Source organism: Paraburkholderia sp. (genome assembly GCF_035501035.1).
Classification (GTDB): domain Bacteria; phylum Pseudomonadota; class Gammaproteobacteria; order Burkholderiales; family Burkholderiaceae; genus Paraburkholderia.
This window is the reverse complement of sequence record NZ_DATJWR010000302.1, coordinates 1-9,535: the sequence shown is the minus strand read 5'-3', so window position 1 is coordinate 9,535 and position 9,535 is coordinate 1. Positions and strand designations below refer to the sequence as shown.

Sequence of the window (9,535 nt, the reverse complement as noted above, 5' to 3'; positions counted from 1 at the left end):
GTGCAGCGCCGCGTCTGGGCCGTCGCCGCGCTCGTGCGTGCCTGGGCGCCCGTGCGCGAAGTGGTGCCCGGCATGAACAACCTGACGATCACCTTCGACCCGCTGACCGCCAACGCCGCGGCGCTCGCCGGCGCCCTCAGGGACGCGTGGCGCGACGCCGAGGACGCGCCCGAGGCGGGCCGCGAAGTCGAGATACCCGTGGTCTACGGCGGCGAGGAAGGTCCCGATCTCGAAGCGGTCGCGCACCAGTGCGGGCTCGCAGCGGCCGACGTCGCCGCGCGCCATGCCGCAGGCGCTTATACGGTGTTCTTCCTCGGCTTCCAGCCAGGCTTTGCGTATCTCGGCGGTCTCGAACCCGCGCTGCACGCGCCGCGGCGGCGGGAGCCGCGTCTTGCCGTCCCCGCGGGCTCGGTCGGCATCGGCGGGGAGCAGACGGGCATCTACCCGGCCGCGTCGCCGGGCGGCTGGCAACTGATCGGCCGCACCCCGCTCAAGCTTTTCGACCCCGCGCGCAATCCGCCCACGCTGCACATGCCCGGCGACCGCGTGCGCTTCACCATCGCGGAGCTGCACGCATGATCGAAGTCCTGCGCGCGGGCCTGCTCACCACGGTCCAGGATCTCGGCCGCCCCGGCTACCGGCATCTGGGCGTCGCCACCGGCGGCGCGCTCGATGCGCTCTCGCTCGAAGTGGGCAACCGGCTCGTCGGCAACCGGTCCGACGCGGCCGGCCTCGAAATCACCTTCGGCCCCGTCGCGCTGCGTTTCCCGCGCGCCACGCGTATCGCCATCACCGGCACCGACTTCGGCGCCACGCTGGGCGGCCGCCCCGTCTGGTCGTGGTGGAGCCTGCCCGTGGCAGCCGGCGAGGAGCTCGTGCTCAACGGCGCCAAGCGCGGCATGCGCGCCTACGTCTGCGTGGCGGGCGGCATCGACGTGCTGCCGATGCTCGGCTCGCGCAGCACCGACCTCGCGGCGGGCTTCGGCGGCCTCGCGGGCCGCGCGCTCAAGGACGGCGACCGCCTCGCCATCGGCGCCTCGTTCGCGCCGGGCCGCGAGCGCGCCGCGCTCGATCCGGCGGCGCCCGCGTTCGGCGTGAAAGCGCCCGTGTGGTGCAACTTCGCGCTGTTCGACGAGCCGCATCACCGGCGTGGCCGGCACGCGGACGGCGTCGCGTGGGCCGTGCCCGTGCGTGTGCTGCGCGGCCCCGAGTACGACAGCTTCACGCCCGAGGCGCAGCGCGCGTTCTGGTCCGACGAATGGCAGCTCACGCCCAACAGCAACCGCATGGGCTTTCGCCTGACGGGCACGCCGCTCGTGCGCACGAACGCGCAGGACCTGCTCTCGCACGCCGTGCTGCCCGGCACGATCCAGGTGCCGCCGAACGGCCAGCCCATCGTGCTGATGAGCGACGCGCAGACCACGGGCGGCTACCCGAAGATCGGCTCGGTGATCCGCGCCGACCTGTGGAAGCTCGCGCAGGTGCGCCTGACGGGCGGCGTGCGCTTCGTCGAATCGACGCCGGCCACCGCTCGCGCGGCGCTGCAGGAGGAACGGGCGTATTTGCGGCAAATCGATGCCGCGATCGCCATGCACGACGAGCGCTATGCGAGCCAGCGCCTGCGCGCGGCCGCCAACGCCTGACGCTTCACATTTTTCGCACCAACTCCAGAACAAGCAGCAAGAGGAACATCATGACCACCATCGATCTGAATGCCGACCTCGGCGAAGGCTGCGGCGCCGACGAAGCGCTGCTCGACCTCGTGAGCTCGGCCAACATTGCGTGCGGCTGGCACGCGGGCGGCGCGAACGCCATGCGCGAATGCGTGCGCTGGGCCGTGCAGAAAGGCGTGTCGATCGGCGCGCATCCGAGCTTCAACGACCCCGAAAACTTCGGCCGCAAAGAGATGAACCTGCCGGCCGGCGAGATCTACGCGGGCGTGCTTTATCAACTGGGCGCGCTCTCCGCGATCGCCCAGGCCGAGGGCGGGCGCATCGCCCACGTCAAGCCGCACGGCGCGCTCTACAACCAGGCCGCGCGCGACCCGCAGATCGCCGAGGCGATCGTGAGCGCCGTGCACGACTTCGACCCTTCGGTGACCGTGTACGCGCTCGCGGGCAGCGGGCTCGTGAGCGCGGCGCGCGCCGCGGGGCTCGTGGCCGTGGAGGAAGTGTTCGCCGATCGCGGCTATCGCGCGGACGGCTCGCTCGTGCCGCGCAGCGAGCCCGGCGCATTGCTCGACGACGAGGACGCCGTGCTCGCGCGCACGCTCGCGATGATCCGCGAGCAGCGCGTGCAGGCCGTTGACGGCGCCTGGGTGCCGCTCAACGCGCAAACGATCTGCCTGCACGGGGACGGTCCGCATGCGCTCGCGTTCGCGCGGCGCATTCGCGCGGCGCTCGACGAAGCGGGCATTGGCGTGCACGCGCTCGGGGCGGTCGAAGGCTGAAGACGCGCCCGAAAGCGCCAGCACCAGGCACGGAAGTACACAAGCGCGCGGCACGCGCCGCGCGCGACGCATCACCGAAGGTTTCGCAGGGCAATCTCTCAGCAACAGCAAGTGTAGGTGTACGAACGGCCATCAGAGCCGTGCAGTCAACGCGGTCCAGCCTCGCCACCCCGTCGATCCGGGGTGGGTGCTTTAGCTGCCGGCCGGGGTTGGTGCTTCGGCTGCCGGCCGAAGTGGGTGCTTCAGCACTCACTCCGCGCTCATGCAAAGCACTCGCTCCGCTCCCATGCAAAGCCACGCGAGCTGGACCGTTTCGCCGCCACCCGCGGCAACCACGACAAGCCAATACGTTTGGAGATCCACATGCAGAGCACCGTCAACTTATGGCCGCTAATAGGCGTGGCCGTCATCATCGCCGGCTTCCTGTTACGGTTTAATCCGATGCTGATCGTCGCCGCCGCGGCCGTCGTCACCGGTTTCGCCGGGGGCTTTCCGCCGGGCAAGATTCTCGCCGCCATCGGCACCGGCTTCATCAAGACACGCAACATTCCGCTCATCATCCTGCTGCCGCTCGCCGTGATCGGCCTGCTCGAGCGCCACGGCCTGCGCGAGCGCGCGCAGATCTGGATCGGCAACATCAAGGCGGCCACCGCGGGCCGTCTTCTGATCGTCTATCTGTTCGTGCGCGAGATCACGGCGGCGGTCGGCCTGACGGGCCTCGGCGGCCATCCGCAGATGGTGCGCCCGCTCATCGCGCCGATGGCCGAAGGCGCCACCGAAAACCGCTTCGGCAAGCTTCCCGACGCCATACGCTACAGGCTGCGCGCCTACTCGGCCGCCACCGACAACGTCGGCCTGTTCTTCGGCGAGGACATCTTCGTCGCGTTCGGCGCGATCGTGCTGATGGTCACGCTGCTCAAGGAAGCCGGTGTCTCGGTCGAGCCGATCCACGTGGCGTTCTGGGGCATCCCCACGGCGATCTGCGCGTTCCTGATCCACGGCGCGCGGCTCTGGCTGCTCGACCGCAAGCTCGAGCGCGAGCTGGGCGGCGCGCGCAAGGTCGCCGGCGAAGCGAATGCGGCGGCTGATCGGCAAACCCCGCAAACCCGGCAAGCCCGCCAGGGAGACGACGCATGACACTCACCCTCAACTGGCTCTTCTGGCTCCTCGGCATCGTGCTGCTCATCGTGGGCGGCATGATCATGATGGACCGCGAACACCCGCGCCGCTTCACCGCCGGCGGCTTCTGGCTGCTCTACGCGCTCATCTTTCTCGTGGGCGACCTGTTGCCCGCCGAAATCGTCGGCGTGCTCGTGCTCGCCATGGCGCTGATCGCGGGGCTCGGTGGCGTGACGGCCGCGAAGCCCAAGGTGCTCGCGCTCGAAACCCGCATCGCGAGCGCGAAGCGTCTGGGCAACAAGCTCTTCGTGCCCGCGCTCACCATTCCCGCCATCACCGTCGCGCTCACGCTCGCGGCGAGCCATCTCGTGATCGGCGGCACCCCGCTCGTCGATCCGAAGAACGTCACGCTGATCGGCTTCGGCGTGGGCTGCGTAGTCGCGCTCGGCATTGCGTGCGTCATCACGCGCGACAGCGTCGGCCAGTCCATGAAGGAAACGCGCCGCCTCGTCGATGCGCTCTCGTGGGCCGCCGTGCTGCCGCAGATGCTCGGCATGCTCGGGCTCGTGTTCTCGGATGCGGGCGTGGGCAAGGCGGTGGCGCACGTGACGACCTCGTACATCAACATGGACGTGCGCTTCGTCGCCGTGGTCGTGTACTGCGTGGGCATGGCCCTCTTCACGATCATCATGGGCAACGGCTTCGCCGCATTCCCGGTGATGACGGGCGGCGTGGGCGTGCCGGTGCTGGTGGGCGTGTTCCACGTCAATCCGGCGATGATGGCCGCCATCGGCATGTTCTCGGGCTACTGCGGCACGCTCATGACGCCGATGGCCGCGAACTTCAACATGGTGCCCGTGGCGCTGCTCGAACTGCCCGACAAGAACGCGGTGATACGCGTGCAGGTGCCGACGGCGCTCGGCATTCTCGCGTGCAATATCGTGCTGCTGAACGTGCTGGGCTTCTGAGAAAGGCGCGTTGGCGTGAAGAGGACGAGAAAGCCGGCTCACGCCGGCTTTTTTTGTGGACGCTTGCCGTCTGCTGGCGCGCTCGTCGCCGTGTTCAGCCGGGCTCGACTCGAAGGCGCCCGGTGCGTCGCTGTCGTCGATCACGATCGATTCCAGCGCGCCCTGCCGCTGCGAGGCGCGGTGCGCTCGATTCGTTCGAGTCGTGTTCAGCCGGGCTCGACCGTGAAGCCGCGCTGGCGCAGCAGCTGCAGCACGCCCTTGCGGCCGCCCAGGTGCAGCGCGCCGATCGCCACGAACAGCGGCTTGTTGGGCGCTACATATTGCTGCATGCGCGAGACGAAGCGCCGGTTGCGCTCGTAGACGATGCGATTGTCCACCGAGGCCGCCATGCGCGGGTCGTGCGCGAGCTTCTCGGTGCGCGCCGACTCCCAAGCGGCGATCGCGTCGGCGTCGCCCACGCGCCACAGGCGCACCAGCGTGTGCACGTCGGCGACGTTTTGCGCCGGGGTCTGCGCGAGGTCTTGCGCGAGCATCTCGCGCTGCTGCGCGAGGCCCAGGTTCGTGAAGGCGCGCATCTGCTCGGCGAGCGTCTCCAGCCCGACGATGCGGCGTCCTTTCCATTGCAGGAACACGTTCTGCAACTGCGCCTCGGTGCCGTACTCGGTCTGCAGGCCGGCGCTCAGCGAATCGTAGGTTTCCACGAGCAGCGAGGCGAGCCACGGCCGCATCTTGCGGATCTCGGCGAGCGCCTCCGGATTGCCGCGCATGCGCGCCTCCAGCTTCTGCCAGAGCGGCTCGGGCAGCATGCCCGGCAGGCAAGGCCGCCTGCACACGCCGTATTTCGAGACGTCGTCCTGGGAGACGAGCAGATCGTCGGGCGACAGTTCGAGAGCAAGGATGGGCGAGGCGGCGAGCGCCGCGAGGATCGGCTGACGGAACGGCTGGCCCGGCGGATAGTCGGCGGGGTCGCCCACGTGCAGCGTACCGAGCAGATAGATCGTGAGGTTGCCGCGCGTGGCGACGTAGAACGGCATGCGCGCGGGTTGCGTGCGCACCGGGCCGCCGGCCGTCGTGCCCGAAGCGTAGCTCGGCACGGCGGGCGCGGCGTGGAAGCCGGGAATGCCGCCTGAACTGCCCGGCGGCATCGGCACGGACGGACGCGCGCCGGGCGTGTTGGCGGCGGCGCCCGCCGCGAACGCGGCTCCGGGCAAGGCGGGCCACGCACACAACGCAACCGCCAGCACGAGCGCCGCGTGCAACGCACCGCACAACGCCGCCTTGCGCGCCGCACCGAACGTCGAACGCAAAACCGCGCGCACGACCGCAGCCCCGGCGAAAACGGCAAACGAGGCGAGCAGGAAAGCGAGCAATAAAGCGCGGGGGAAAACGAGGCAAAAAGCGGCTCGACGGCCGCCCCTTAGCTGCTGGCGGCGCGTAAAACGACGCGCCGCCGTCGCTTCAGGCATTCTCTTCCCCCACCTCCTCTGCACGATGGCAGGATACCTGACGACCATCCACTTCGCGAAGCGCCGGAACCTCCTTGCGACACCGTTCGATCGCGTATGGACAACGCTGGTGGAACGTGCAACCAGACGGCGGGTTCAGCGGCGAAGGCAATTCGCCCTCGAGCTTGATCTTCACGTGACGGTCCGCTTCGAAGATCGCGGGCGTAGCCGAAAGCAGCGAGCGCGTATAAGGATGGCGCGGCCGCGAGATCACCGTGTGCTTGTCGCCGAGTTCCGCCACGCCGCCCAGATACATCACCATCACGTCGTCGGCGATGTGCTCGACCACGGCCAGGTTGTGCGAGATGAACACGTAGCTCGTGCGGAACTGCTCCTGCAAGTCCATGAACAGATTGAGGATCTGCGCCTGGATCGAGACATCGAGCGCGGAGACCGGCTCGTCGGCCACCACGATCTGCGGGTCGAGAATCATCGCGCGCGCGATCGCCACACGCTGACGCTGCCCGCCCGAGAACATGTGCGGATAGCGCTTGGCGTGCTCGGGCCGCAGCCCGACGATGCGCATCATGTGCGCGATGCGGTCCGCGCGTTCGCTGGCCGTGAGCCGCGTGTTGATGGCGAGCGGCTCGCCGAGCGTCTGCTCGACGGTCTTGCGCGGGTTGAGCGACGCGAACGGGTTCTGGAACACCATCTGCACGCGGCGGCGCAGCGCGGCGACCTTCGCGGCGTTTGCATGCGCAACGTCTTCGCCGTCGATGGTGAGCTTGCCCGCCGTGGGCGGCTCGATCATGGTGAGCTGGCGCGCGAGCGTCGATTTGCCGCACCCGGACTCGCCCACCACGGCGAGCGTGCGCCCGCGCGTGAGCGAGAACGACACGCCGTTGAGCGCCTTCACCGTGCCCGAGCCGAACATGCCGCGCTTGACGGTGTAATGCTTCTTGAGGCCCTCGGCGACGAGAACCTTGTCGTCCCTCGTGTCCTCACGAGCCGCGGATTGCTGGACTGCGTTCATCGCGCGCCTCCGTTGGAAAGTTGACCCGGCTGTTGACCAGGCAGTTGATCCGGCATACGCGCCGCAGCATTGAGCGGCTTGATGCAGCGAACCTGAGCGTAGCCGCCGCCATCCGCGAGCGGATCGAGCGCGGGCCTCGCCTTCATGCAGTCGTCCACCACGTACTTGCAGCGCGGCGCGAACAGGCACCCGCGCGGCCGGTCGTCGCGCCCCGGCACCATGCCCGGCAGCGCGGCGAGGCGCGCCGCGCCCTTGTTGTGCTCGGGAATCGCGGCGAGCAGCGCTTCGGTGTACGGATGATGCGGCTTCGCGAAGATATCGGGCACGCGGTTCGTCTCGATGATCTCGCCCGCGTACATCACGGCCACGCGCTGCGCGACTTCGGAAACCACGGCCAGATCGTGCGAAATGAGCACAAGCGCCATGCCGCGCTCCTTCTGCAGGTGCACGAGCAACTCCATGATCTGCGCCTGGATCGTCACGTCGAGCGCGGTGGTGGGTTCGTCGGCAATCAGGAGCTTGGGGTTGCAGGCCACGGCCATCGCGATCATCACGCGCTGGTTCATGCCGCCCGACATCTGGTGCGGGAAGTTGTCGATGCGGTTCTTCGCGTCGGGTATGCCCACCTGGTCGAGCAGTTCGAGCGCGCGCGCGTTGAGCGCCGAGCCGCGCAGCCCTTCGTGCAGCTTGAGCACTTCCTTGATCTGATAGCCGACCGTGTAGCTCGGGTTCAGGCTCGTGAGCGCGTCCTGGAACACCATGGCGATGTCCTTGCCGACGATGCTGCGGCGCTCCTTGCCCGTGGCGTTGAGCAGGTCGCGGCCGTCGAATGTGATCGAATCGGCGCTCACCTTGCCGGGCGCGTCGATGAGGCCCATGAGCGCCATCATCGTCACGCTCTTGCCCGAGCCCGACTCGCCGACGATGCCGAGCACCTCGCCGGGCGCGACCGAGAGATTCACGCGGTCGACGGCGGGCAGGCCGCCGAAGTTGACCGCCAGATTGCGGATGGTCAGAAGTTCCTTGTTCGTGGCAGTCATGTCAGGCCATCCGTTTGAGCTTGGGATCGAGTGCGTCGCGCAGCCCGTCGCCGAGCAGGTTGATCGAGAGCACCGAGATCAGTATCGAAAGGCCAGGCATCGTGACGATCCACCATGCGCTGTCGATGTAGTCGCGCGCCGAGGCGAGCATCGCGCCCCACTCCGCGCTGGGCGGCTGCACGCCGAGGCCGAGGAAGCCGAGCGCGGCGGCGTCGAGAATCGCGGACGAAAAGCCGAGCGTAGCCTGCACGATGAGCGGCGCCGTGCAGTTGGGCAGCACCTGCGAGAACATCAGGCGCAGCGTGCCGGCGCCCGCCACGCGCGAGGCCGTCACGTACTCTTTGTGCAGTTCGCCGAGCGCCGAGCCGCGCGTGAGACGCACGTAGCCGGGCAGCGCCACGATCGCGATGGCGAGCATCGTGTTGGTGAGACCCGGGCCGATGATCGCCACCACCGCCACCGCGAGCAGCAGCGAGGGCAGCGCGAGCAGCACGTCCATCAGACGCATGATCGGCGTGTCGGCCCACTTCTCGAAGAACGCGGCCACGAGCCCGAGCACGATGCCCGGAATCAGCGCGAGCACGACCGAAACGCAGCCGATCCACAGCGACAGCCGCGCGCCGTACATGAGGCGCGAGAGAATGTCGCGGCCCGCTTCGTCGGTGCCGAGAATGAACTTCCAGTTCCCGCCGTCGAGCCACGCGGGCGGAATCTTCACAAAGTCGCGGTATTGCTCGATGGGGCTGTGCGGCGCGATCACCGGCGCGAAGATCGCGACGAAGATCAGGATCAGCACGATCATGCCGGCGCCCACGGCGCCCCGGTTGCGCGAGAAGTTCGCCCAGAATTCGCGCAGCACGAGCGCGCGGCCCGATGGCGGCGTGACCGCCTGGGGCGCGGTGTTCTGAATGTCAGCCATCACGCCTCCGGGTTTCGATGAACAGGTTGCGGGGAATGCATCTTCATGGCTCGCTTACCTCGTATGTCGGATGCGTGGATTGAGCACGCCATACAGCAGATCGACGACCAGGTTCACGACGATCACGAGCGTCGCGATCATGAGAATGCCGCCTTGCACCACCGGATAGTCGCGGCGGCTGATCGCGTCGATCAGCCATTTGCCGATGCCGGGCCAGGAAAAGAGCGTTTCGGTGAGCACGGCCCCCGCGAGCAGCGTGCCGACCTGCAGGCCGATCACGGTCACGACCGGAATGAGCGCATTGCGCAACCCGTGCACGACGATCACGCGCGCGGGCGAGAGACCCTTGGCGCGCGCGGTGCGGATATAGTCCTCGCGCAGCACTTCGAGCATCGAGGAGCGCGTCATGCGCGCGATCACGGCGAGCGGAATCGTGCCGAGCACGATCGCGGGCAGGATCAGATGCGAGAGCGCCGAGCGGAACGAGCCTTCGTCGGTGCCGGGCAGCAGCGAATCGATGAGCATGAAGCCCGTGACGTGCGGAATGTCGAACTCCACGGCG

Annotated in this window: 10 protein-coding genes; 5 read left to right on the top strand and 5 right to left on the bottom strand. The window is 68.5% G+C overall.

Annotation, left to right across the window (positions count from 1 at the left end; all coding sequences use genetic code 11):
* The 5 genes from pxpB to VMJ11_RS22355 form a co-directional block, all read left to right on the top strand.
* A partial coding sequence (gene pxpB, locus VMJ11_RS22375) for a 5-oxoprolinase subunit PxpB (protein WP_325621869.1) occupies window positions 1–579 on the top strand: 579 nt, incomplete at its 5' end.
* Complete coding sequence (locus VMJ11_RS22370; RefSeq protein WP_325621867.1) at window positions 576–1,643, top strand: biotin-dependent carboxyltransferase family protein; 1,068 nt, start codon at window positions 576–578, stop codon at window positions 1,641–1,643. The genes pxpB and VMJ11_RS22370, both read left to right, overlap by 4 nt.
* A 50-nt stretch (window positions 1,644–1,693) precedes the next feature.
* Window positions 1,694–2,449 carry a 5-oxoprolinase subunit PxpA gene (pxpA, locus tag VMJ11_RS22365; RefSeq protein ID WP_325621865.1) on the top strand — a complete coding sequence of 252 codons (756 nt, stop codon included), beginning with the start codon at window positions 1,694–1,696 and terminating at the stop codon, window positions 2,447–2,449.
* A gap of 363 nt (window positions 2,450–2,812) precedes the next feature.
* A complete protein-coding gene (locus VMJ11_RS22360; protein WP_325621863.1) occupies window positions 2,813–3,586 on the top strand; it encodes a DUF969 domain-containing protein in 774 nt (257 codons plus the stop codon).
* Complete coding sequence (locus tag VMJ11_RS22355) at window positions 3,583–4,536, top strand: DUF979 domain-containing protein (RefSeq protein WP_325621861.1); 954 nt, start codon at window positions 3,583–3,585, stop codon at window positions 4,534–4,536. Before VMJ11_RS22360 ends, VMJ11_RS22355 begins: the two co-directional genes overlap by 4 nt.
* A gap of 206 nt (window positions 4,537–4,742) precedes the next feature.
* Here VMJ11_RS22355 and VMJ11_RS22350 read toward each other — a convergent pair whose 3' ends face one another.
* From VMJ11_RS22350 to VMJ11_RS22330, 5 genes are all read right to left on the bottom strand, one after another.
* A complete protein-coding gene (locus VMJ11_RS22350; protein WP_325621859.1) occupies window positions 4,743–6,002 on the bottom strand; it encodes a TraB/GumN family protein in 1,260 nt (419 codons plus the stop codon).
* Entirely contained in the window at window positions 5,995–7,014 is a 1,020-nt protein-coding gene (locus VMJ11_RS22345; protein WP_325621857.1) for a peptide ABC transporter ATP-binding protein, read from the bottom strand. Before VMJ11_RS22345 ends, VMJ11_RS22350 begins: the two co-directional genes overlap by 8 nt.
* The gene (locus tag VMJ11_RS22340; RefSeq protein WP_325621856.1) at window positions 7,011–8,054 is read right to left on the bottom strand and encodes an ABC transporter ATP-binding protein; all 1,044 of its coding nucleotides are present in this window, start codon (window positions 8,052–8,054) and stop codon (window positions 7,011–7,013) included. The genes VMJ11_RS22345 and VMJ11_RS22340 overlap by 4 nt, the downstream gene beginning before the upstream one ends.
* A gap of 1 nt (window position 8,055) precedes the next feature.
* The gene (locus tag VMJ11_RS22335; protein WP_325621854.1) at window positions 8,056–8,973 is read right to left on the bottom strand and encodes an ABC transporter permease subunit; all 918 of its coding nucleotides are present in this window, start codon (window positions 8,971–8,973) and stop codon (window positions 8,056–8,058) included.
* A 54-nt stretch (window positions 8,974–9,027) separates the two neighbouring features.
* On the bottom strand, window positions 9,028–9,535 hold a 508-nt coding region (locus tag VMJ11_RS22330; RefSeq protein ID WP_325621852.1), incomplete at its 5' end, for an ABC transporter permease subunit.

Coding starts and splice junctions, on each gene's coding strand:
- VMJ11_RS22370 (WP_325621867.1), top strand. CDS start 576: ATGATCGAAGTCCTGCGCGCGGGCCTGCTCACCACGGTCCAGGATCTC.
- pxpA (WP_325621865.1), top strand. CDS start 1,694: ATGACCACCATCGATCTGAATGCCGACCTCGGCGAAGGCTGCGGCGCC.
- VMJ11_RS22360 (WP_325621863.1), top strand. CDS start 2,813: ATGCAGAGCACCGTCAACTTATGGCCGCTAATAGGCGTGGCCGTCATC.
- VMJ11_RS22355 (WP_325621861.1), top strand. CDS start 3,583: ATGACACTCACCCTCAACTGGCTCTTCTGGCTCCTCGGCATCGTGCTG.
- VMJ11_RS22350 (WP_325621859.1), bottom strand. CDS start 6,002: ATGCCTGAAGCGACGGCGGCGCGTCGTTTTACGCGCCGCCAGCAGCTA.
- VMJ11_RS22345 (WP_325621857.1), bottom strand. CDS start 7,014: ATGAACGCAGTCCAGCAATCCGCGGCTCGTGAGGACACGAGGGACGAC.
- VMJ11_RS22340 (WP_325621856.1), bottom strand. CDS start 8,054: ATGACTGCCACGAACAAGGAACTTCTGACCATCCGCAATCTGGCGGTC.
- VMJ11_RS22335 (WP_325621854.1), bottom strand. CDS start 8,973: ATGGCTGACATTCAGAACACCGCGCCCCAGGCGGTCACGCCGCCATCG.